18 protein-coding genes are annotated in these 23,021 nt (G+C 37.5%); 12 read left to right on the forward strand and 6 right to left on the reverse strand.

What is annotated here, in order from left to right:
- The first annotated feature begins 210 nt into the window (after positions 1–210).
- Together EG342_RS06450 and EG342_RS06455 are read left to right on the forward strand one after the other, a co-directional pair.
- Complete coding sequence (locus tag EG342_RS06450) at positions 211–927, forward strand: pseudouridine synthase (protein WP_103288924.1); 717 nt, start codon at positions 211–213, stop codon at positions 925–927.
- Between the two features lie 81 nt (positions 928–1,008).
- Complete coding sequence (locus EG342_RS06455) at positions 1,009–2,046, forward strand: quinone-dependent dihydroorotate dehydrogenase (protein ID WP_103288925.1); 1,038 nt, start codon at positions 1,009–1,011, stop codon at positions 2,044–2,046.
- Positions 2,047–2,091: 45 nt separating this feature from the next.
- On the opposite strand, the gene EG342_RS06460 is transcribed toward EG342_RS06455, so the two are convergent.
- Both EG342_RS06460 and EG342_RS06465 read right to left on the reverse strand, forming a co-directional pair.
- Positions 2,092–2,982 (reverse strand): hypothetical protein, encoded by an 891-nt coding sequence (locus tag EG342_RS06460; protein ID WP_103288926.1) that lies wholly within the window; start codon positions 2,980–2,982, stop codon positions 2,092–2,094.
- Positions 2,983–2,998: 16 nt separating this feature from the next.
- A complete protein-coding gene (locus EG342_RS06465; protein ID WP_103288927.1) occupies positions 2,999–4,243 on the reverse strand; it encodes a DUF445 domain-containing protein in 1,245 nt (414 codons plus the stop codon).
- 191 nt (positions 4,244–4,434) lie between these two features.
- On the opposite strand from EG342_RS06465, the gene msrB reads away from it, so the two are divergent.
- The 3 genes from msrB to EG342_RS06480 all read left to right on the forward strand — a co-directional run bounded on the left by msrB (position 4,435) and on the right by EG342_RS06480 (position 6,373).
- The gene (msrB, locus tag EG342_RS06470) at positions 4,435–4,962 is read left to right on the forward strand and encodes a peptide-methionine (R)-S-oxide reductase MsrB (protein ID WP_103288928.1); all 528 of its coding nucleotides are present in this window, start codon (positions 4,435–4,437) and stop codon (positions 4,960–4,962) included.
- A 129-nt stretch (positions 4,963–5,091) separates the two neighbouring features.
- Positions 5,092–5,850, forward strand: coding sequence for a murein L,D-transpeptidase catalytic domain family protein (locus EG342_RS06475; RefSeq protein ID WP_103288929.1), 759 nt, complete (start codon positions 5,092–5,094; stop codon positions 5,848–5,850).
- Positions 5,851–5,944: 94 nt separating this feature from the next.
- Positions 5,945–6,373: a cupin domain-containing protein gene (locus EG342_RS06480; protein ID WP_103288930.1), complete on the forward strand. Its 429-nt coding sequence runs from the start codon at positions 5,945–5,947 to the stop codon at positions 6,371–6,373.
- A 440-nt stretch (positions 6,374–6,813) separates the two neighbouring features.
- On the opposite strand, the gene fabF is transcribed toward EG342_RS06480, so the two are convergent.
- The 4 genes from fabF to EG342_RS06500 all read right to left on the reverse strand — a co-directional run bounded on the left by fabF (position 6,814) and on the right by EG342_RS06500 (position 10,649).
- Positions 6,814–8,055, reverse strand: a complete 1,242-nt coding sequence (gene fabF / locus EG342_RS06485) for a beta-ketoacyl-ACP synthase II (protein WP_103288931.1) — start codon at positions 8,053–8,055, stop codon at positions 6,814–6,816.
- A 182-nt stretch (positions 8,056–8,237) separates the two neighbouring features.
- Complete coding sequence (locus EG342_RS06490) at positions 8,238–9,506, reverse strand: acetyl-CoA C-acetyltransferase (protein WP_103288932.1); 1,269 nt, start codon at positions 9,504–9,506, stop codon at positions 8,238–8,240.
- Positions 9,507–9,516: 10 nt separating this feature from the next.
- A complete protein-coding gene (locus EG342_RS06495) occupies positions 9,517–10,122 on the reverse strand; it encodes a TetR/AcrR family transcriptional regulator (RefSeq protein WP_103288933.1) in 606 nt (201 codons plus the stop codon).
- Between the two features lie 107 nt (positions 10,123–10,229).
- Positions 10,230–10,649: an OsmC family protein gene (locus EG342_RS06500; protein ID WP_077413428.1), complete on the reverse strand. Its 420-nt coding sequence runs from the start codon at positions 10,647–10,649 to the stop codon at positions 10,230–10,232.
- A 251-nt stretch (positions 10,650–10,900) separates the two neighbouring features.
- Here EG342_RS06500 and EG342_RS06505 point away from each other — a divergent pair, with 251 nt between their 5' ends.
- The 7 genes from EG342_RS06505 (at position 10,901) to EG342_RS06535 (ending at position 22,970) form a co-directional block, all read left to right on the forward strand.
- The gene (locus EG342_RS06505) at positions 10,901–11,779 is read left to right on the forward strand and encodes an AraC family transcriptional regulator (RefSeq protein ID WP_103288934.1); all 879 of its coding nucleotides are present in this window, start codon (positions 10,901–10,903) and stop codon (positions 11,777–11,779) included.
- Between the two features lie 365 nt (positions 11,780–12,144).
- Positions 12,145–15,033, forward strand: a complete 2,889-nt coding sequence (locus EG342_RS06510; RefSeq protein WP_103288935.1) for a SusC/RagA family TonB-linked outer membrane protein — start codon at positions 12,145–12,147, stop codon at positions 15,031–15,033.
- 6 nt (positions 15,034–15,039) lie between these two features.
- A complete protein-coding gene (locus EG342_RS06515; protein WP_103288936.1) occupies positions 15,040–16,662 on the forward strand; it encodes a SusD/RagB family nutrient-binding outer membrane lipoprotein in 1,623 nt (540 codons plus the stop codon).
- 137 nt (positions 16,663–16,799) lie between these two features.
- A complete protein-coding gene (locus tag EG342_RS06520; protein WP_103289330.1) occupies positions 16,800–18,092 on the forward strand; it encodes an MFS transporter in 1,293 nt (430 codons plus the stop codon).
- Between the two features lie 93 nt (positions 18,093–18,185).
- Positions 18,186–19,157, forward strand: a complete 972-nt coding sequence (locus EG342_RS06525) for a glycoside hydrolase family 130 protein (protein WP_103288937.1) — start codon at positions 18,186–18,188, stop codon at positions 19,155–19,157.
- Positions 19,158–19,277: 120 nt separating this feature from the next.
- Positions 19,278–21,509, forward strand: a complete 2,232-nt coding sequence (locus tag EG342_RS06530; RefSeq protein WP_103288938.1) for a GH92 family glycosyl hydrolase — start codon at positions 19,278–19,280, stop codon at positions 21,507–21,509.
- Between the two features lie 33 nt (positions 21,510–21,542).
- The gene (locus EG342_RS06535) at positions 21,543–22,970 is read left to right on the forward strand and encodes a glycoside hydrolase family 125 protein (protein ID WP_103288939.1); all 1,428 of its coding nucleotides are present in this window, start codon (positions 21,543–21,545) and stop codon (positions 22,968–22,970) included.
- Positions 22,971–23,021 lie beyond the last annotated feature (51 nt).

Consider the following 23,021-nt stretch of genomic DNA (forward strand, 5'->3'; position numbering starts at 1 on the left):
TTTTCTGGAGTTTGGGGGCGGCGGCTTTGCCGCCGCCCAAACTCCAGAAAAGAGCTCAAACATGCCACTCAATCAGGGCTATTAAACTCTGCATATCTACAAACCTAACAGGCTTCAAAAACCTGTTAGGTTTAGAATAAGCTATAACCATTCGATTTTAAGATTTTATAGTTTAAACAAGAATCAGCAGAAAATTTCTACTTTTGCCCCATGTTAGAAATTCTTTATCGTGACGAGCATCTTATTGCCATCAATAAACCAAGCGGATTATTGGTTCATAAATCTTATTATGCAGGAGAAGCAGATACCTATGCGATTCAGGAGTTAAGAGATCAGATCGGGCAATATGTCTATCCTGCCCATCGTTTAGACCGAAAAACGTCAGGGGTTTTATTGTTTACTTTGGATAAAGATACGTTAAGGCTCATGAACGATCAATTTGCGACACGACAGGTTGAAAAAAAATATTTAGCAATCCTTCGGGGCTGGACAAAAGAAGAAGAAACGATCGATTATGACTTAATAAATGAAGATGAGATCCAGCAAAATGCCATTACTTACTATCATCGGTTACAAATCTCGGAAATAGATTTGGCATTTGGAAAACATCAGACTTCCCGTTATTGTCTGGTAGAAGCTATTCCGGAAACAGGTAGAATGCACCAGCTGAGGAAGCATTTTAAACATATTTTGCATCCTATTCTGGGGTGTCGTCCTTATGGTTGTAATAAGCAGAATAAATTGTGGCTGGAGACTTTCAATATGACTAAATTGATGCTTCACGCTCATCAATTGATTATTAATCATCCCATCACCAACGAAAGGATGACGTTGAATGCCACAGTTAATGACGAATTTAAAAGAGTAGGAGATATTTTGAATTTTGATTTAAGCTCGTATTATCCTTGTCAAGGTTCTAAACCTTGACAAGGATAATTTTTCGATAAAATATCACAGGTCAATTATTGATTAATTTTAAAATGAGTATTTTTGTAAAACTTTTTTTCAATGTACAAATCGCTCATTCGACCAATTCTTTTTAAATTCGATCCCGAAGATGTTCATCACTTTACATTTTCGATGCTTAAGAACTTTGGATTTCTCACTAAATTATTTTTCCCAAAACCTATTGAAGACAAGCGTCTGGAAAGAGAAGTTTTCGGATTGAAATTTAAAAATCCTGTAGGATTGGCAGCCGGATTTGATAAAAATGCTGTGTTGTTCAACGAATTGGGAGACTTAGGTTTTGGATTTGTAGAAATCGGAACGGTAACCCCAAGAGCTCAGGCTGGAAATGCTAAGAAAAGATTATTCCGATTGATAGAAGACGGTGGGATTATCAACAGAATGGGATTCAATAACGATGGCCTTGAAGCAGCTATTGAAAAACTAAAATCCAACAAGGGAAAAATAATCATCGGAGGAAATATTGGAAAAAACACCGATACTAGCCCCGAAAACTATACCGAGGATTATCTGGATTGTTTTGAAGGTCTTCATCCTCATGTAGATTATTTTGTGCTAAATGTAAGTTGCCCGAATGTAGGAAGCCACGCCAAACTTGAAGATGTAGGCTATTTACGCGAACTGATTACGGAAGTGAAAAAAATCAATCAGTCAAAATCTGTACAGAAGCCGATATTACTGAAAATTGCTCCGGATCTTAATAACAATCAATTGGATGAAATTGTTGAGCTGATTGCTGAAACAAAAATAGATGGAATAATTGTTTCCAATACTTCAGTCAACAGGGAAGGCTTGAAAACTTCTTCCGAAGTGCTGGAACAAATAGGGAATGGAGGTCTAAGCGGAAAGCCTATTCGTGAAAGAAGTACAAAAATGATCAAATACCTTTCTGATAAAAGCAATAAATCTTTCCCGATCATTGGAGTAGGAGGAATTCACTCTGCAAAGGATGCGATGGAAAAATTGGATGCGGGTGCAAGTCTGGTTCAGTTGTACACCGGATTTATTTATGAAGGTCCGGAACTGATCAATGAAATCAACAAGGAAATTTTGAAAAGAGCAAGCAGATTGCCGAGATAAAAAAAAGCAAAAGAGAGTTTTAACAGCTCTCTTTTTTTATTTCCCTTACTTTGATTTGGTAATAGACGAATTCTTTGTATCTACAGTCAATGTATAAGCCGGAGAAGAATATGACTTTGGAATTTTAAACTGAAGGATTTTTGGGTCTTTGGTCTTAATTTTCTCAGTTTCAGATATTCCTTCCCGGCAACTCTCAGTAAGAAATTGATCGTAATGTTTATAATTCCAGTCTTTGGTAAAATATAAAACGCGGTATCCTTTTTCTCCGTCGCTGGCACCACACATTCCACAAAAATTAAAATTGGAAACTTCTTCAAAATAAAGCAGAACTCTGTGCCCGGAATGGTCAGAGGCCGTTGACACAAGACTATTTCCTCCCGCACGGTTGATGAAATCAAACGTATTGATCTTTTTATGGTTGGGAAGAATCAGATAATTGTTGTAGCGGTAAATCATATCATTTGCGGTGAAAAGCTTGGCAGCAGCAGTCTTTTTATTCATATAAAATGTGCCTGAAATAGCATTTTCCTTAGGATTCGGTTGCTCAAAAATCAAGGATTCCTGAGGGGATAATTTCTGTGCAATTTCATTGGTGTTTTCTATTTTCTGCCGGGAGGTGATTTCTTCTTTTAGAACTTTAGATTTCTGTTTGTGTTTCGCTCCAAAGTTGTATAATGAAAGATTACCATAAAAATCGTAGATCCCGGTTAGATATATTTTCTTCTGATACTTATCGTAATAATACCATCCGTCTACATAATGCTGGTACTGGTCACAATCTACAATTCCAGCATAATTAAGCTGAATGGTAATGGGAACTCCGGCAATTTCTCCTTTGAAGGTCTGAGAAGAATCGGTCACTGATTTGAGTTCAACTTTCTGACTTGAATAAAAGACAAAAAATCCCAGGAGGAGTAGGCTACATATTTTTTTCATGGTTAATTACTAGTTTTTAGATGAAGAAGTGGGAAACAGTATAGATGAGTAATCCTACCAAACCTCCCACCAATGTTCCATTTACACGGATAAACTGAAGGTCTTTTCCTACTTCCAGCTCCATTTTTTCGCTTAATTCTTTACCCTGCCAGTTTCCAACGGTAGTACTGATGAGGCTTCCAAACTGGTGGGTGTTTCTAAGGATATATTTGTAGGCCGTTACCCGAACCCAGTGATCAATTTTGTTTTGAAGATTTTCGTCTGTTTTTAAATTTTGTGAAAACTCGTTCAAATTCTTAGAAAGATATCCCTTCAAAGCAGAATGTTCCTCCTGAAGTTCTTTCATCAACGTTTTTTTAATTGAAACCCAGATGTCATTAGAATATTCATCCAGTTTATCGTTTTTCAGGAGCCCGTTTTTAATGGTTTTAAATTCATCATCCCATTTGGGGTCTTCTTTAAGGTCAACAGAAAATTCGTGGATCTTTTGAGTGATCAGGGCTCTTACTTCATGCTGAGGGTTTTCTTCAATTTCTTTAAAAAAATCAGCAAGCCCATCCGCAATTTTATCGGCAATTTTATTATCTACAAATGATGGAATGAAAGTATAGCTTCCTTTTTTTACACGGTCTTTGATCATTTCATCATTTTCAAGGATATAGTCTTTGATCTGTTTGGAAAGATTGGTAATGATTCGCTGATGATCGTTTTTCTCAAGAATATAATGAATGCCATTTCCTACTATTTGGTTGAGTTTAATATTGTCAGTCATTTCTGTGACCTTATTGCTGATGAATTGGCTTACGGTAGAATCGTCCAGTTTATTGAGAATATCCAGCACAATATCTGAAAGGTTTCTGATCAGAATATCCTGATTTTTTTCCTTACTCAGCCATTCTCCAACAAAATTGGATACTTTGATTTTCTGAATGTACGGACGGATGTTTTGTGGCGAAAGAAAGTTACTGACTACAAAACTTCCCAGATTATCACCTAGCTTTTGTTTGCTGTTTTCAATCAGATTGGTGTGGGGAATGGGAAGTCCCAAAGGGTGACGGAATAAAGCTGTTACCGCAAACCAATCGGCCAGAGCTCCTACCATTGCAGCCTCTGCAAAAGCACGAACGTAGCCAATCCAATGAGAATTATTAGACTTCTGTAAAATGGTGGTAATAATGAAAATAACGGCCATTAAGACAAACAATCCTGTGGCAATCGCTTTGTATTTTCTGAGCTGTTTTCTTTTTGCTTCGTCATTCATATTCTCAAATTTACTAAATTTGGCTGTCAAACCGTTTACTATTTAAATTATAAAAGTGACAAAAGATGTATTTTAAACACTTTAGTTCACCTTAGAAAACTTAATTGCACTTCTTATGTATAAAGGTTGTAACTTAACATAACTTGGGTGTTTTAATTTTTTATCACTTTTAATATTTAATTAAAATTGCGATGAAATTTTTAATTTCAATCATCATATTAATCTTTCTGCCATCATGTACGCAGAAATATCAACCCGTTAAAACTTCTTCTATGGAAAATACAGATGCAAAAAACAATCCATACTACTCAAGAACCGACACTACCCAACTAAACGTTTCCAACGAAGAATGGAAACAAATCCTGGCTCCGGATCTCTATGCAATAGCAAGAGAAGCTGCAACAGAAAGAGCTTTCACCGGAAAATACAATGAGTTTGATGAGGTGGGAGATTACTATTGTGCCGTATGTGGAAACCATTTGTTCCGCTCTACATCGAAATTTTCAAGCAGTTGTGGCTGGCCAAGCTTCTTTGAAGCAGATAAAGAAGGGACTTATTACAAAAGAGATGTATCCTACGGAATGGAAAGGGTAGAGGTGCTTTGTAAAAGATGTGATTCCCATTTGGGACACGTTTTTGATGATGGTCCAAAGCCCACCGGATTGCGCTATTGTATGAATTCCATTAGTCTGGAATTTGTTCCGGATTCGCAAAAATAACAGCCTTTAATTCACAGAATCAGGACGTTAAAGTTTCTTAAATAGCGTTAAACTTTTTAGAGTTATAACGTCTTGATCTCTATGTTTTTATAATTTTGCCCCACTAATTTTGAATTAACATATTATTGAATGAAAGGATTATACGGCATAATAGGCCTGGTGTACATGGTTACGACATCATTCTACATTTCTCCAAGAGTGGCGGCAAAGAATGAAAATGTCAATACAACAAAAACAGAAAGAGTTATTGAAATGAAATCTGAGAAGCATGCAAGTAATGCTGTATCTTCATCAGAAGCACTGTACCAATCAATTGCATTTGACCCTGAACATGAATTAAATTATGAGGTTTTCTCAAAAGCATTAACAGGATTTGAAAATTTAAAGAAAGCAGGATTGCTTACTCAGGATTCGCACTTACTAACGATTTGCGATTTTTCTATGTCTTCCAATACAAAAAGACTTTGGATTATAGATATTGATGATAAGAAAGTATTATTCAACTCACTGGTTGCCCACGGAAAAAATACAGGTGAAGAATTTGCGACGAATTTTTCTAACAGGGAAAGTTCGTTGCAGAGCAGCCTGGGATTTTATATCACGGATGCAACGTATCAGGGAGATAACGGATATTCATTAAGACTATTGGGAATGGATAAAGGATTTAATGATGCAGCCTACAGAAGAGCGATCGTATTGCACGGAGCCAATTATGTAAGCGACGATTTTGCCACCATGCACAAAAGAATCGGAAGAAGCTGGGGATGTCCTGCAGTACCAAAAGAACTGACACAGCCCATTATCAATACGATAAAAGGCAGAAACTGTCTCTTCATTTATTATCCTGATCAGAACTATCTTTCCTCATCGGAATGGTTAAAAGCATAAGATAAAGCAGTCAGATTTGACTGCTTTTTTATTTTTGAATATATTTAGTATCTGAAATATCATCAAAAACTTAACAACAATTATCCCCGGAGGTATGAATACAGAATATAAGAATGATCAAAACACAGATGCAGCAAAAAAGGTGTCAACAGGATTTGTTCCGGCCGTAAGGTTAATGAGTAATCTTGATGGATCCTGCACCTTTGAACGGGGGAAGATCCCAACGTTAAGTCATATCGATGTTAATGTATTCTGGATCAGCAGTCAAACGGAAGAATGGGAGAAGAATATACATGTTGCTCCACGAAAACAATATGTGATCACCATAAAAGGCACTGTCAGATTCAAAGTTACCGATGGCTCAACCTTTGTGATAGAACCTGGGACTATTCTGTTGGCAGAAGATACTGAGGGAGAAGGTCACAGCTGGGATATGACAGATGATGAAGAATGGGTAAGATTGTATATTCCGATGGCAGAGAATGCTTATAATCTTTTCATTCCTGATGACGGGATGTTTTAGGGTACTTATTTCCTGCTAAATCTCTCGCAGACTACACAGATGATTGTGTTATTAGATACAGAATAAAATCTGCATTATCTGCTCAATCAGCGAAAATAAAAAAAATCAGCATGACAATCTAATCTTATAATGGTTTCCTTCTTGAAGACTTTAATAATCTCTCGCAGATTACACAGATTACACAGATAATTGTGTTATTCGGTCCGGAATAAAATCTGCATTATCTGCTCAATCAGCGAGAAAAAAAATGACATGACAATCTAATCTTATAGTGGATTCTTTCTTGAAGACTTTAATAATCTCTCGCAGATTATACAGATTACGCAGATGATTATGTTATTCGGTTCGGAATAAGATCTGCATTATCTGCTCAATCAGCGTGATAAAAAAATCTCTGCATGAAAATCATACAGAGATTTATAATTATTTTTATTTTCAGATTAGCTGAACTTTTTGAAAACGACAGTAGCGTTATGCCCTCCGAAACCAAAAGCATTACTCAATGCAAAATTGATGTCTTTCTCTTTTGCTTCCCCAAAGACAATATTAATGTCCTGTGGAATATTCTCATCAATACTATGAAGATTGATCGTTGGTGGAATAATTCCATTTTGAATAGCTTTAATAGAAAGAATGGCTTCTACAGCTCCTGCTGCTCCTAACAAATGCCCTGTCATAGACTTTGTAGCACTGATGTCAAGGTTTTTATTTCCTTTAAAAGCTTTGTTAATAGCCTTCAGCTCAACAAGATCTCCCAATGGCGTAGAAGTCGCATGCGGATTGATATAATCGATATCTTCCATGTCTGCACCCGCTTCTTTAACGGCCAATTGCATTGCTTTAATCGCTCCCACTCCCTCTGGATGAGGTGCTGTCATGTGGTAGGCATCAGCTGTCATCGCTGCTCCTGCTAGCTCTGCATAGATTTTGGCACCTCTCGCTTTAGCATGTTCATATTCTTCAAGGATCAAAGCTCCGGCCCCTTCGCCCATTACAAAACCATCTCTGTCAGCATCGTATGGACGACTGGCTGTAGTGAAGTCATCATTTCTCGTAGACATGGCTTTCATAATAGAGAACCCTCCGATAGAAGCAGGTGTAATCGCGGCTTCTGAACCTCCACTGATAATCACTTTTGCTTTTCCAAGACGAATATAATTGAAAGCATCCATTAAAGCCGTATTTCCTGTAGCACAAGCAGAAACTGTAGTATAATTGATACCCTGAAGTCCATATTTCATGGAGATCATACCCGATGCCATATTGGCAATAAATTTCGGTACAAAGAACGGATTGAAACGGGGAGTACCATCACCATGGGCAAAATCCATTACCTCTTTTTCAAACGTCCACATTCCACCCTGTCCTGTTCCCCAGATCACTCCGGTATCGAAAGGATCCATGTTTTCCAGTTGCAGACCGGAATCTTTTATCGCTTCCGCTGAAGCATACATGGCATATTGTGAAAACAGGTCACTTCTTTTTATTTCGTTGTGGGTCAGATGAACCTTTGGGTCAAAGCCTTTTACTTCACAGGCAAAATGAACTTTAAATTTTTCTGAATCAAAATGGGTAATTAATCCTGCTCCGCTGACTCCGTTTATGCTGTTTTGCCAAAAATCTTCGACATTATTTCCCATAGGTGTTAACGCACCTAATCCTGTAATGACAACTCTTTTCATACTTAGTTATTAATGTTAAATAGATTAATTTTCATGGGCTAAACAAGAAGTACCCATGTTCTATTTTTGCTTTTCGACTGCAATATTATCATTTTTCTTTCGTTGCAAACAAATAATTAACAGTATTATTTGTAGCATAGCAAAAGATTTTGGCCGCAGGAAAGACTTTTATGGTTGTAATATTATTTTTCTAAAATCATGGTAACTCCCTGTCCACGAGCAGCACAGATAGAAATAAAGCCTTTTCCACTTCCTTTTTCATGAAGTAATTTTGCTAAAGTCGCGATAATTCTTCCTCCCGTTGCTGCAAATGGATGGGCTGCGGCAAGACTTCCTCCTTTCACATTCAGTTTAGTCCGGTCAATCTTTCCCAATGCTTTTTCCAATCCGAATTTTTTAGCCAGATCATCATTTTCCCAGATTTTCATCGTTGCCAGAGTTTGTGCGGCAAAGGCTTCATGAATTTCATAATAATCAAAATCTTCAAGACTCATTCCTGCTTTTCTAAGCATTCTGTCTGCGGCAAAAATAGGAGCTAACAGTAAATTCTGTTTATTTTCAACATATTCTATTCCTGCAATTTCTGAGAAGGTAATATAGGCAAATATTGGAAGATTATTCGCTTTTGCCCATTCTTCACTGGCCAATAAAACAGCGGACGCTCCATCAGTAAAAGGAGTAGAGTTTCCTGCCGTTAATGTACCATTTTGTCTGTCGAATGCGGGTTTCAGCTGAGAAAGTTTTTCTAAACTGGTATCACGGCGCAGATTATTGTCCTTATCTAAGCCAAAAGCGGGACTCATCATATCATCAAAAAAACCTTCGTCATACGCTTTAGCCATATTTTGATGACTTTTGAATGCCAACTCATCCTGTTCTTCCCTGGAAATATGATAATATTTTGCTGTAATTTCAGTATGTTCACCCATCACCAAACCTGTTTTAGGCTCTTGCCCTTTATAAGGAATAGGCATCCAGTCTTTAAGTTTCGGACTTAGTAATTGTTTTAATTTTCCGAATGCGGATTTTTCCTTATTGGCTTTTAAAAGTGCCTTTCTTAACCTTGGTGAAGATTCAAAAGGAATATTGCTCATTGCTTCTACACCACAGGCGATCCCGCTTTCTATCTGGCCTAAAGCAATTTTATTTCCTATATAAATAGCGGCCTCAATACCTGTATCGCATGCTTGCTGAAGATCACAGGCCGGAGTAGCAGGATCCAGTGAAGTATTCATGACAGATTCTCTGATGAGGTTACTTTCCGAAATATGTTTAATGACGGCGCCACCCGCAACCTCACCAAGAAGTTTGCCTTTAAGCTGGTAACGGTCTATCAGTCCATTAAGGGCTGCAAGCAGAAGATCCTGGTTTCCTTGTTCGGTATAAGCCGTGTTCATTCTGGCAAATGGGATTCTGTTGTATCCTACAATAGCCACTTTTTTTGTTTCCATATCGTGAAATTTATGATGGAAGAATAATTAGTTCATGATCAATCATATCAGAAATCTTGTCCAGAGCCTGATTCAGGTAGCTTTGATTTCCTGTTGTTTTCGAAAGAAGAATTCCGCCTTCGATAAGCATGACAAACAGGGAAGCATATTTTTCTGCATCTGCTTTTTCATTTATTTCCCTTTTCTTTTTGCCCTCCAGAATGACAGATGAAATTTTTGTCATCCATACATCGAATGAATTCTTGACCTGGTTTTTTAAAGCCGGAAAAGAATCATCTGCTTCTGTAGCGGCATTCATCAATGGACAGCCTCCGTTTGAAAAAACAACAGGCCAGTTTTTCCTGTAAAAATTTACGAAAGCATGAAGTTTTTCTCCTGAAGTAGGAAATTCGTCTCCAAAAGATCGACTCATGGTTGTACTTAACAGTCCTGCATTGTATTTGTATACCTCAATAGCGACTTCATCTTTGTTTTCGAAATTTCCGTAGATACTTCCTTTTGTAAGGCCCGTAGCCTGAGTAATGTCTGAAAGGGAAGTGGAAATATACCCCTTTGTATTAAAAAGAGTAGCCGTTTTCTCTATGATGAGTTGTTTTGTTTTTTCTGCCTTAGACATGTAATTGATTAATTCTCTGCAAATATATGCAAAAAATATACCGATTGGTATATTTGTGTGAAAAATTAAATCTGAGCGTTTTATGACCCAGATTTAATAGTAAGTTTTTATTGTTCTAAAGTCGCATTCAATGTAATCTCAAAATTAAACGCCGCACTTACAGGGCATCCTTCCTCAGCAATTTTAGCAAATTTCTGAAATTCTTCTTCAGAGATTCCCGGAACTTTAGCCGTTAAAGTCAGTTCTGATTTTGTGATTTTTCCGATATTGGGATCAAGGGTAATAACAGAAGTGGTTTTTAATTCTTCAGGATTGTAACCCGCCTGAGAGAGCTCTGCATCCAGTTTCATAGTGAAGCATCCTGCATGAGCTGCTGCCAGTAATTCTTCAGGATTGGTTCCCACACCATCTGCAAAACGGCTGTTAAAAGAATATTGAGTTTGGTTTAAAGTGGTACTCTGCGTTGTTAAATGTCCTTTACCTTCTTTAATAGTACCGTTCCAAACGGCTGTTGCGTTACGTCTCATAATATTTGTTTTGGTTTATATTGAGTTTAAAGTATGTCCGGAAAGAGATGTCGGTTTTATATTCCGGATTTTAAAGATACAAAAAAGCTTAATTTTAGGGATGTTAAATTATAGAAACCTGTGCCAGGTAAATGGGGTAGTGGTCTCTTTTGAAAAAAAATAAAAACATATCTTCAGATTGATATTATTTTATCAAATTTACAAAGATTTGTATTGTAACTTTTATTTTTAAATTTAAAAAAAACTGTTGTATGAGTGAACTTGAAAATATTTTAAGGGAGATAACTCCACTTTCTCCTGAAGACAGTTTTCTCGTATTCGACAGGATCAAAGCCTCATTTGATTTCCCTTATCACTATCATCCCGAAATTGAAATTAACTTTATCTACAAAGGAAAGGGCTACCGCAGAATGGTAGGAGATCATACCGGAGAAATCGGGAATATAGAATTGGTCATTGTTGGTCCCAATCTTCCGCACTGTTGGGCAAATTATCGTTGTAAAAACAGGAAGACCCATGAGATTACGGTACAGTTTAATCAGGATTTTTTCAGCCAGTCTCTGATGCAAAAGAATATTCTGAAACCGATTAACAACCTGATGAAAGAATCAATCCGGGGAATATTATTCTCAACGGAAACGGCAGAAAAACTAAAGGATTCTTTTCTGAACCTTTCCAAAATGAGCAGTTTTGAATCGTTCATCGAAATTATGAAGATTCTTAACGAGTTAGCGATAGCAGAAGACAAAACCCTTTTATCATCTTATAGTATCGAGCTGGAGACCTTTGGTGATCATGATAAAATGAAGATCGTTCATGATTTTGTCCATAAAAACTTTGAAAACAAAATAACACTCGATGAGGTTGCGTCATTGGTGAATATGAGTAATGTGACCTTCAACAGATTTATTAAAAAAAGAATCGGAAAAACGTTTGTCAATTATTTGAATGAAGTTAGAATCAGTTATGCAGCGAGGTGGTTGATGGAAAAGAATCTGACTGTTTTTGAAATTGCCTTTGAAGCAGGCTTTAATAATATTGCTAATTTTAATAAAGTCTTTAAATCAATAAAAAAGACAACACCTACGGAATTCAGGGAACAATTTAAAGGAGTGAAGAAGATTGAATAGGAAATTAGGTTAATAAAATAATATCATATCAAGATCCGGTTTAAATATCGGATCTTTTTTTGTAGAAAAGCGAAATAATTCCTCTTTAATAGTGTGCTTTTTGATGGTTGTATTTATTTGTAAATCACTATTTTGTGATCATATTTTTAAAATGTATGAAAGAATAATATCGTTTTATGACAAAATAGTATTATATCGGACTGGCAACAAAATTTAGATTTGTTAATGTGAATTAAATCTTAACAAAACTTTAAATAATTTAATACATAAACGGCTAAATTTTGCCAAAAGAATAATAAATTCTCTGTATTGAATCCTAAAGTGATGTAATTGATTCTCAATTAAATCTAACTAATCTAAACCTTATGAGAAAAGCAGTTATACCGGTTCTATTAGTTCTTTCCTTTTATTCTAATGCTCAGGAAAGAAAGGCGGCCGACACCACGAAGACAACCGATATTCAGGAGGTCGTTGTCACTTCTTTGGGGATAAAAAGACAGGCCAGATCCCTCACTTACTCCAGCCAGCAGATTGGCGGAGATGAACTTACCGAGGTAAAAACTCCCAATCTTTTAAATTCTATCAACGGGAAAGTTTCCAATGTGCAAATTAACAGAACGAGTGGAGGAATCGGAGGTGCTGTAAGGGTGGTAATGAGGGGAGATAAATCTACAAGGAATAGCCAGCCTCTACTTGTCATTGATGGTATTCCTGTAATCAATTCCATAGGGACATCAAAAATTGGATCGGATGGTACCATTTCCAGTGGAGGGGGCGCCGACTCATATAATGGATCAGCAGATGCTGGAGATATCTTCAGTAGTATCAATCCGGAAGATATTCAAAGCATGACCTTTTTAAAGGGAGCGTCAGCAGCTGCGTTGTATGGATCTCAGGGTAGTAATGGAGCTATTTTGATTACAACTAAAAAAGGAGCAGCCGGAAAGGCGAATCTTTCGTTTACTTCAAGTTTAACTTTTGATAAGGCTTATGCACTTCCTAAACTTCAGCATGAATTTTTACAAAGTCATGATGCTGCTACCAATACTTACGGAGATGATAGTTGGGGAGTAGCAGGAAGCTCTAAAGATTATCTTAAAGATTTTTTAAGAACCGGCACTACATGGACAAATAGCCTTACATTTTCTGCGGGAAATGAGAAGTCTACAAGTTTCTTCTCTGTCGCCAATACGACCAATAAAGGGATCGTTCCTGTTTCAAACTTTGATCAATATAATGTTAACTTTAGAAACTCAAGTAAGTTTTTTGATGATAAGTTGACATTAGATGCCAATATAATGGCTTCCATGCAGGAGTCAAAAAACAGATTAACTCCGGGTGTATATTTCAACCCTATTTATCAGGTAGCTGTTTTGCCGAGGGGAGTTAACTTTGACCAGTATAAAGATTATATGTATCTGGATTCTGAACGTCAGATTCCCGCCCAGAATTGGTATAACCTTACAGGAATCAGACAAAATCCTTACTGGATCTTAAACAGAAACGCTTCTGTAAGCAAGAATAAAAATGTATATTCTTCAGTAGCATTATCTTATCAGATTAATAATTGGCTTACAGCGAAAGTTCGTGGAAATTATACATATTCCACATCCAATACAGAAAGAGATTTGTATGCCTTTACAGTTCCTTCAATAGCAGGATCGTTTGGTAATGGAAAAATGTATTACAACAATCTGGAAACCAATGCTTATTATGGTGATGCTTTGCTTATAGGTAGCCCTAATATTTCAGACAATATCAGCTTTGATTTTACAGTTGGTGCCAGTATAAGTGATAAAAAAGATGTTGTTACAGAGATACAAAGTGAAAGACTTTCTGTACCTAACTTATTTTCATTGTCCAACATTTACTGGTCTCGAGGATCTGGAACATATACGATCTTTACTCCGCACAGACAAGATCAATCGGTATTTGCAAGTACTACAATCGGATATAAGAAAATGCTTTATTTAGACCTTACCTTCAGAAATGACTGGTCTTCTACTTTATTCGGAAGCAATTATAGTGGTATTGATTATGAGTCTGTGGGTGCTAATGCAATATTAAGTGACATTTTTCAATTACCACAAGCTTTTTCATTCTGGAAAGTAAGAGCTTCCTATGCTACAGTTGGTAATGCTCTGGAGCCAACTTATGCCAATCCTGTTCCTATCCTTAATAATGGTGTTATTACAGGCTATTCAGCATATTTAACAAAATTATTCCCACCAAAACCGGAGTTTAATAAGACATTTGAAGTAGGAACAGAAATCAGACTATTTAAAAATCGACTCAATTTTGACTTCACATTTTATAACTCTCTTGTACAAAACCAATATTTACGACAAGTTGAAGCCGCTCCGGGGCTGAGCGATTTATCAGGAACCAAGATTGATATCAATGCAGGGGAAATTCAAAACAGAGGTTTCGAAATGTCCTTAAGCTATGATGCAATTAAAGGAGGAGATCTTAATTGGACAACCACAATCAATGCTTCTGCAAATAGAAATAAAATCATGAAACTATTCCCTTCAGAATTTTATAGCGGAGACAATAGCTTTTTCGACCTGGTTGGAGGCGGAAATTATAATAAACTGAAAGCAGGAGGTTCGTTCGGGGATATTTATGGTACTGCTTTTTTACGGAATGATGCAGGACAGATTATTGTAGATGCTAAAGGGGCTCCTATGGTGGATCCAAACAGTAGGAAATTTTTAGGAAATCCGAATCCGAAATTCATATTAGGATTTAGTAACTCATTTTCCTATAAAAACTTTAAGTTAGACTTTTTGATCGATGGTAAATTTGGAGGGAAAGTACTGAGTCTGGCAGAAGCTACGTACGATTATAATGGGGTAAGCCAAAGGTCGGCCGATGCCAGAAGAGATGGAGGTGTGGCTATAGAAAATGCCGTGTACCAAAATGGGACTCCATATACAGGGAAAACAGATGCAAAAACTTATTATACAACGATCGGAGGGCAAGTGGCTCCTAATATTGCTGAAGCTTATATGTATGAAGCAACAACCGTTCGCCTAAGACAAGCATCTGCATCATATACTTTTAGAGTGAATTCTAAATACATGAGAGAAGCTACGGTGAGTGTCATCGGAACCAATCTTTTCTTCTTCTATAAAAAAGCTCCTTTTGATCCGGAACAGGTTTCAGGCGTGAATCCGGGAGGTGTAGGAGTTGATGTTTTTGGAATGCCAATAACAAGGTCATTAGGTTTTTCTGTTAAATTAAATTTTTAAAAAGTCATGATCAATATTAAAAAAATTTCGATATCACTTATTTTTTGTTTGGGGCTAGTAGCTTGTACTGATGATTTCTCAAACATTAACTCTGAGTTTTCAGGAGTAGGAGATGAACAGATAAGGGCAGATTTTGTAGGATTGGTAAATCCGCTTAAACTTGCCCAGCAGAATTTTATTTATTCTACCGATTTTATGTATCAATTGCAGGTTGGATTAAATGCTGATTTATATAGCGGCTTTTTTGCAACTGCCAATGGAGGATTCGGGCAGAATAACAGTAATTACTTCATGCGTGACTGGAATGATTGGATCATGAAAAACCAGTTGGAAGAGGCTATGCAGCGGGCAGTAGATTTCCATAATATTAAACTAAAGCTGTATCCAAATATAGATTTTAGTGGAAGTGAAAGTGTTTTAAGCATATTAAAGGTAATGTCTTCTGCAAGGGTATCTGATGCGCACGGTCCGGTAATATACAGTCACTTCGGAAAACCCAATCCGGATTTTTCCATCGATTATGACTCTCAACAGGATGCCTATAAATTTTTTATTAAGGACTTATCTGATGCCATTCAAAATTTGCAAAAAAATCTGGGGGTCGAAGATAAAACAGTGCTTACTAAATCTGACATTACATTTGGAGGAAACCCATTAAAATGGGCTAAACTGGCAAACTCAATAAAGCTAAGATTAGCAATGAGAATGGCTTATGCTGATCCTGTATCTTCTAAAAAATATGCCGAAGAAGCTCTATCTTCTCCTGTTGGGCTTATTGAAGATAATTCGGATAACGCATTAATAAGCTATGGAAACCAATCTCCTGTATATGTTGTGTGTATCGCATGGGGAGATGCTAATGCAGGAGCTCCGTTAACTTCTTTTCTAAATGGATATAATGATCCAAGGTTAAAATCATATATAGTTCCTGCAACAGATCAAACGATAAACGGACAATATATTGGGGTAAGACAAGGTATTGATTTAGGATCCAACAAAGATAAATATGGAGGTTTTGCTCATAATACAGCCGAAGCAGCTACAGGTAATTATTTATCAAATACAGATGGTAAAGCAAAAGTTTTTACGGCAGCAGAAACTTGGTTTTTACGAGCAGAGGCGGCATTAAGAGGGTATTCAGGAGCAGGAGATGCTAAAACGAATTATGAAAAAGGAGTGCAGGTATCTTTTATAGAGTGGGGTAAAAGTGCAGGCTACTCAGCTTATATAGATGACAGCTCATCATTGCCTAAGGAATATATTGATCCTAAAAACAGTGGAAATAATATATTGGCGGGAAATCCTATTCTAAGTACAGCTACTATAAAGTGGGATAATACTAGTTCTTTTGAAATAAAGTTGGAGCGTATCATTACTCAGAAATGGCTGGCTCTTTATCCTGACGGTGTAGAAGCATGGGCAGAACAAAGAAGAACCGGCTACCCTAAATTGTTCCCAAATGTAATTAATAATAGCGGTGGGACAATTAGCACTCAGGATTTTATCAGAAGGATTCCGATTCCGGCTAAATACAGAAATAATAATGCTCCGGGATATGACAAAGCGGCTGCAACATTAGGTGGTCCAGATACAGGAGGAACCAAACTTTGGTGGGATAAAAAATTATAACTAATCAGAATCACTCAGAATACAGAGGCCACTTAAAGATCAGAGTTTCGACAGGGGAGAAATCTCCGATATTATAGTTTCGTTAAAGTCAGAAATGAAACTTTAAGATGGCCTCTTCTTCAGAATTTATTTTTAATATGGGAAAAAACAACTCAGGAAACCGTCTGGTAAACCCTATCCTTTGGATCTCGACATTGTATTTTGCAATGGGAATGCCCTTTGTAACCATCAATGCCGTTTCCGGAATTATGTACAAGGATATGGGGATTTCAGATTCTCAGATTACATTCTGGACGGCGCTTATTATGTTCTCATGGACTTTGAAGCCGCTTTGGAGCCCTTTCCTGGAGATTTATAAAACCAAGAAATTTTTTGTTGTTTTTACTCAGTTTGCGATAGGAATTTTATTTGCACTGGTTGCCTTAAGCCTTCCCTTACCCGGATTTTTCAAGTACAGTATTGCTCTTTTTGCCATTATTGCTTTTTGCGGAGCGACTCATGATATTGTTGCTGATGGTACTTATATCAGTTTTCTTACTAATAAAGAGCAGGCAAAATATATCGGATGGCAGGGAGCTTTTTATAACTTGGCAAAGATTATCAGCAGTGGAGCATTAGTTTATTTCGCAGGAGTTCTGGAAAAAACCAAAGGAGTTACTCATGCATGGATGATCATCATGGGAATTTATGCGGTGGTATTTTTTGCGTTAGCAATGTATCACTCATGGATTTTACCTAAAGAAAACAAAGAAGAACAGAAGGTGGAGAAAACAACCGGAAATATCCGTCAGGAATTGCTGGAAGTGATTACCTCATTTTTTACAAAACCTAAGATCTTGTGGTGTGTGTTGTTTATCATCCTGTACCGTTTTGCCGAAGGTTTTGCCATCAAGATTGCGCCGTTGTTTTTTAAAGCTCCGAGATCTTCGGGAGGATTAGGATTATCAACTTCTGATATCGGACTTGTTTACGGAACATACGGATCAGCTGCATTTATCCTGGGATCTGTATTGGCAGGATATTTTATTTCTGCTCGCGGTCTGAAAAGGTCTTTGATATGGTTATGTTGTGCTTTCAATATTCCATTTGTGGTCTATGCTTTATTAGCTCATTACCAGCCGGCAGATCTTATGCCTGTAGCAGCGGCAGTTGTAGTAGAATATTTCGGTTATGGCTTTGGTTTCGTAGGTCTGATGCTGTACATGATGCAACAGATTGCACCAGGAAAACATAAAACAGCCCACTATGCATTTGCAACCGGTATTATGAACCTTGGAGTAATGATTCCCGGAATGTTCAGCGGGATGATCAGTGACTGGGTAGGATATAAAGTTTTCTTTATCTGGGTTTTAATTGCAACCATCCCTGCATTCCTTGTGACCTTGTTTGTTCCATTCCCTTATTCAGAAAATAAAGAAGAACGTAGTTAAACGACATGTAACCTAACAGGTTTCTATAACCTGTTAGGTTTAAAATAACACAATCAATTAGTAAACAATCAAAATAAAAAGTAAAAATACTTTATGACAGCTCAATCAGTAATGATCCCATGGCAGGATCGCCCGGAAGGTAGCAATGATATCATGTGGAGGTTTTCCGAAAACCCGATCATTAACAGATATGCGATACCCACTTCCAACAGTATATTCAATAGTGCAGTGATCCCTTTTGAAGATGGATTTGCAGGAGTGTTCCGTTGTGACAACAAAGCGGTACAGATGAATATTTTTGCAGGTTTCAGTAAAGATGGAATCAATTGGGATATCAATCATGGTCCTATTGAAATGAAGGCTGGAAACACAGAAATGATCGAATCTGATTATAAATATGATCCACGTGTGACCTTTATTGAAGACCGTTACTGGATTACCTGGTGTAACGGATACAACGGTCCTACGATTGGAATTGGATATACTTTTGACTTTAAAGAGTTTTTCCAGTGCGAAAATGCCTTTTTACCTTTCAACAGAAACGGAGTGCTTTTCCCTGAAAAAATCAATGGTAAATATGCGATGCTAAGCCGCCCGAGTGACAACGGACATACGCCTTTCGGAGATATCTATATCAGCTATAGCCCTGATATGAAATACTGGGGGGAACATCGTTGTGTCATGAAAGTAACTCCATTTGAAGACAGTGCATGGCAGTGTACAAAGATTGGTGGCGGGCCGGTTCCTATTAGAACAGAAGAAGGATGGCTGTTGTTTTACCACGGAGTAATCAATACCTGCAGAGGATTCAGATATTCAATGGGAGCAGCTTTGCTTGATCTTGAAGATCCTACGAAAGTATTATACAGAACCAAGCCTTATCTATTGGCTCCGGCAGAAGTATATGAACTTACGGGAGATGTTCCGAATGTCGTTTTCCCTTGTGCAGCATTAACTGAGGGAGATAAAGTAACAGTGTATTATGGTGCTGCCGATACTGTAGTGGCTATTGCATTCGGATATATTTCAGAAATTATTGATTTCATGAAAAAGAATTCAATCTAAAGAATATGAACTTTTTAAATACGAATATCATCTTAATTCCCTTTATTATTGGGATTTTTGTAATGGTTTTCCTATTTTTAAACCAACTTTTAAATTAAAAACATCCTGATACCTTTGATCATGAAGAAAGAATTGCTTATCTGTTTTTTTACGGCCCTGGTTTCGATCACCAATGCCCAGCAAAATAAGAATGATGTGTTGTCCTGGGTTGATCCTTTTATCGGAACAGGAGGACATGGACATACATTTCCGGGGGCAACCACACCTTTCGGAATGATTCAGCTCAGTCCGGATCAGAATACCAAAAGTGGCGACTGGGACTGGTGTTCCGGGTATCATTACAGCAGCAAGACGATTATGGGTTTCAGTCATAATCACCTGAGCGGCACCGGTTGGGCAGATCTCGGCGATATTCTGGTAATGCCTACTGTAGGTCAGGTGAAAATGACTCCGGGTACAGAAGCAAATCCTGAAACTGGATATCGCTCAACTTTCAGCCATGATAAAGAAACAGCTTCTCCGGGATATTATTCCGTAATGCTTGATAGCTATGGGATTAAAGCGGAACTGACCGCTTCGCCAAGAGTGGGTTTTCATAAATATACATTTCCGAAAAGTGACGAATCCAATATCATCATCGACCCTACGAATAAAATCTTCGGAAATATTTACCACACGTTGGTAAGCGTAGAAGGGAATAATAAGATTAAAGGATATTGCTACAGCAATGGCTGGGGTGGTAAACGTTTCGCTTATTTCGTAATGGAGTTTTCAAAACCGTTCAAGTCTTACGGAGTTTATGCTGAAGGAAAGATAAAAAACAATGAAAAGATTGCGCTTGCTAAAGATGCCAAAGCTTTTGTACGATTTGCTACTGAAGATAACGAGAGCATTGAAGTAAAAGTTTCTTTATCTCCGGTAAGTACAGAGAATGCACAAGAGAACTTTGATACCGAAGCTAAGAATGTAGACTTTGCACAGGCTAAAGAAACAGCACAAAAAACATGGCGAGACCTTATCGGAAGATTTCAGGTGTCGGGAGGTACAGACAGTCAGAGAAAAATTTTCTATACAGGAGTTTACCACACTTTTATTGCCCCCAATTTATATATGGATGCCAACGGAGATTATGTAGCTGCTCAGGAAAATATGAATACCAAATGGTTTACCAATTATAGTACCTACTCTTATTGGGATGGATTCAGAGCAACACACCCATTGTTGACGATCATGGATCAGAAGCATACCAAAGAATTTGCCAACTCGTTGATCAGCAGATATACAGATCGTAAAGATCATATGCCGATCTGGGAACTTTGTGGTTACGATAACTTCTGTATGTTAGGATATCACAGTGTATCGGTAATCTGGGACGCTATTTCAAAAGGAGTACCCGGTATTGATGCTGAAAAAGCATTTGCTGCGATGAAAGATGCTTCTTTAACGGACAAAATGAGCAGTAGCGATGGAGGCGGAGGTCTTAATGATTATATCAAATTAGGCTATAGTCCTTCTGAAAATGGTGCTTCTGTTTCCGCAACATTAGAATATGCTTATGATGACTGGTGCATTTTGCAACTTGCAGAAAAATTAGGAAAAAAAGACGAAGCAGAAGTCTATAGAAAACGTTCTATGAACTTCCTGAATACGTTCAATAAAGAAAATAATCACTTCTGGCCAAGACAAAAAGATGGAAAGTTCCTCGCTGATTTTGCTTTAAACGATTGGAAAAAATTACAACCCCATTGGGTTTCCGGAAATATCTGGGCGTACGACTTCTTTGCTCCTCATCAGATTGATGAAATGATGAATCTCTACGGTGGAAAAAAAGGTTTTGAAGAAAAGCTTGATAAAACATTTACAGAGAACCTTAATATGCAGGGAGAGCAACATGTTGACATTTCAGGGTTCATTGGTTCATTGGGATTTGGAGATGAGCCGGGACATCATGTTCCGTATCTGTACAACTACGCAGGAAGTCCTTACAAAACTCAGAAAATGGTAAAATATATCCGTGACAATATGTACGCCGCAAAACCTGACGGAATTGTAAATAATGAAGATTGCGGACAAATGTCAGCATGGTATATTTTCTCTTCATTAGGATTCTATCCTGTGACACCGGGGAAACCTGTATATGCCATTGGTGCTCCTCAATTTCCTAAAGCATCCCTGAAGCTGGAAAACGGAAAAACATTTACCGTGATTGCGGATAAAATTTCCGATAAGAATATCTATGTTCAGAAAATGTTCCTGAACGGAAAAGAATACAAAAGTTGGGAACTGAACCACAGCGACATTATGAATGGCGGAGAACTGAGATTTGTAATGGGAAGTAAGCCTGTAAAATAAAAGAATAAAAATAAAAACGAAATAATAGTATCAATGGAAAGGAGAAATTTTATTAAAACAAGTGCATTGGCAGGAGCCGGATTGCTGTTTACTCAAAATGTTTTTGCTAAAAATATGATTATGGATGATTTTCCTGTTGTCCGTGTTCCGAAAGACAAGAGACATTTTACCAGTGAATCCGTAGAAAATGCAATTGCCACCTTCAAAAAGAAAGTTAAAAATAAAGAACTGTCATGGCTGTTTGAAAACTGCTTTCCCAATACTTTAGATACTACTGTTTTTTACACTGAAGCCAATGGAAACCCTGATACCTATGTGATTACAGGTGATATTGATGCCATGTGGCTTCGTGATAGTTCTGCACAGGTATTTCCTTACCTGCAGTTCTCAAAAAAAGATGAAAAACTTCACAAACTGATTTCCGGAGTTATTCACAAGCAGACCACTTTCATTCTTAAGGATCCGTATGCCAACGCTTTTTACAATGATGACCAAAAGATCAGCAAGTGGAAAGAGTACGACCACACCGATATGAAACCGGGGATCCATGAAAGAAAATGGGAAATCGATTCATTGTGTTATCCTATCCGCTTAGCATATCATTTCTGGAAAGAAACAGGAGATACAAAACCTTTTGATGCCAACTGGCTGCAAGGGATCAAGCTTACTTTGCAGACTTTTACAGAACAGCAGAGAAAAAAAGATTTAGGGCCTTACAAATTTGAACGTACTACATCATGGGCTACAGACGGAGTTCCTATGGGTGGTTACGGCTATCCGACCAAACCTGTTGGATTGATCAGTTCTATGTTCCGTCCAAGTGATGATGCTACGATTTATGGATTTTTAATTCCGTCTAATTTATTTGCAGTCGTAAGCTTACGTCAGGCGGCGGAAATGGTTTCTCAGATTAAAAATGAAAAAGCTTTAGCCCAGCAATTGAACAGCCTCGCTGATGAGGTAGATGCTGCGATTAAGAAATACGGAGTTTACGACCATCCTGAATTCGGAAAAATATATGCTTTTGAAGTCAATGGCTTCGGAAGTTATAACCTGATGGATGATGCGAATTGCCCGAGTTTATTAGGATTGCCTTATCTGGGTGCCGTGAAATCTAACGATCCTGTTTATGCGAATACAAGAAAATTTGTATGGTCAGAAAATAACCCTTTCTTTTTCAAAGGCAAGCTGGCGGAAGGAATCGGAGGCCCGCACATCGGACTGGACATGATCTGGCCGATGAGTATTATTATGAAAGCACTCACTTCAAATGATAAAAGTGAGATCAGATGGTGTATCAACACCTTACAGAAAACTCATGGAGGAACAGGATTTATGCATGAATCCTTCCACAAAGACAATGACAAGAAATTTACCAGAGAATGGTTTGCTTGGTCAAATACATTATTTGGTGAACTCTTATGGAAAACCTTTAACGAGAACCCGGATTTACTGGCTTAGGTTGGGTGTTTTGCAGTAGGAAACAGCGTCCCTTTATTCCCGTTTTTTAGT

Source organism: Chryseobacterium lactis (genome assembly GCF_003815875.1).
Taxonomy (GTDB): Bacteria; Bacteroidota; Bacteroidia; order Flavobacteriales; family Weeksellaceae; genus Chryseobacterium; species Chryseobacterium lactis.

Excerpts from the sequence above, each read along its gene's own strand:
- EG342_RS06450 (WP_103288924.1), top strand. The coding sequence starts at position 211 with ATGTTAGAAATTCTTTATCGTGACGAGCATCTTATTGCCATCAATAAA.
- EG342_RS06455 (WP_103288925.1), top strand. The coding sequence starts at position 1,009 with ATGTACAAATCGCTCATTCGACCAATTCTTTTTAAATTCGATCCCGAA.
- EG342_RS06460 (WP_103288926.1), bottom strand. The coding sequence starts at position 2,982 with ATGAAAAAAATATGTAGCCTACTCCTCCTGGGATTTTTTGTCTTTTAT.
- EG342_RS06465 (WP_103288927.1), bottom strand. The coding sequence starts at position 4,243 with ATGAATGACGAAGCAAAAAGAAAACAGCTCAGAAAATACAAAGCGATT.
- msrB (WP_103288928.1), top strand. The coding sequence starts at position 4,435 with ATGAAATTTTTAATTTCAATCATCATATTAATCTTTCTGCCATCATGT.
- EG342_RS06475 (WP_103288929.1), top strand. The coding sequence starts at position 5,092 with ATGAAAGGATTATACGGCATAATAGGCCTGGTGTACATGGTTACGACA.
- EG342_RS06480 (WP_103288930.1), top strand. The coding sequence starts at position 5,945 with ATGAATACAGAATATAAGAATGATCAAAACACAGATGCAGCAAAAAAG.
- fabF (WP_103288931.1), bottom strand. The coding sequence starts at position 8,055 with ATGAAAAGAGTTGTCATTACAGGATTAGGTGCGTTAACACCTATGGGA.
- EG342_RS06490 (WP_103288932.1), bottom strand. The coding sequence starts at position 9,506 with ATGGAAACAAAAAAAGTGGCTATTGTAGGATACAACAGAATCCCATTT.
- EG342_RS06495 (WP_103288933.1), bottom strand. The coding sequence starts at position 10,122 with ATGTCTAAGGCAGAAAAAACAAAACAACTCATCATAGAGAAAACGGCT.
- EG342_RS06500 (WP_077413428.1), bottom strand. The coding sequence starts at position 10,649 with ATGAGACGTAACGCAACAGCCGTTTGGAACGGTACTATTAAAGAAGGT.
- EG342_RS06505 (WP_103288934.1), top strand. The coding sequence starts at position 10,901 with ATGAGTGAACTTGAAAATATTTTAAGGGAGATAACTCCACTTTCTCCT.
- EG342_RS06510 (WP_103288935.1), top strand. The coding sequence starts at position 12,145 with ATGAGAAAAGCAGTTATACCGGTTCTATTAGTTCTTTCCTTTTATTCT.
- EG342_RS06515 (WP_103288936.1), top strand. The coding sequence starts at position 15,040 with ATGATCAATATTAAAAAAATTTCGATATCACTTATTTTTTGTTTGGGG.
- EG342_RS06520 (WP_103289330.1), top strand. The coding sequence starts at position 16,800 with ATGGGAAAAAACAACTCAGGAAACCGTCTGGTAAACCCTATCCTTTGG.
- EG342_RS06525 (WP_103288937.1), top strand. The coding sequence starts at position 18,186 with ATGACAGCTCAATCAGTAATGATCCCATGGCAGGATCGCCCGGAAGGT.
- EG342_RS06530 (WP_103288938.1), top strand. The coding sequence starts at position 19,278 with ATGAAGAAAGAATTGCTTATCTGTTTTTTTACGGCCCTGGTTTCGATC.
- EG342_RS06535 (WP_103288939.1), top strand. The coding sequence starts at position 21,543 with ATGGAAAGGAGAAATTTTATTAAAACAAGTGCATTGGCAGGAGCCGGA.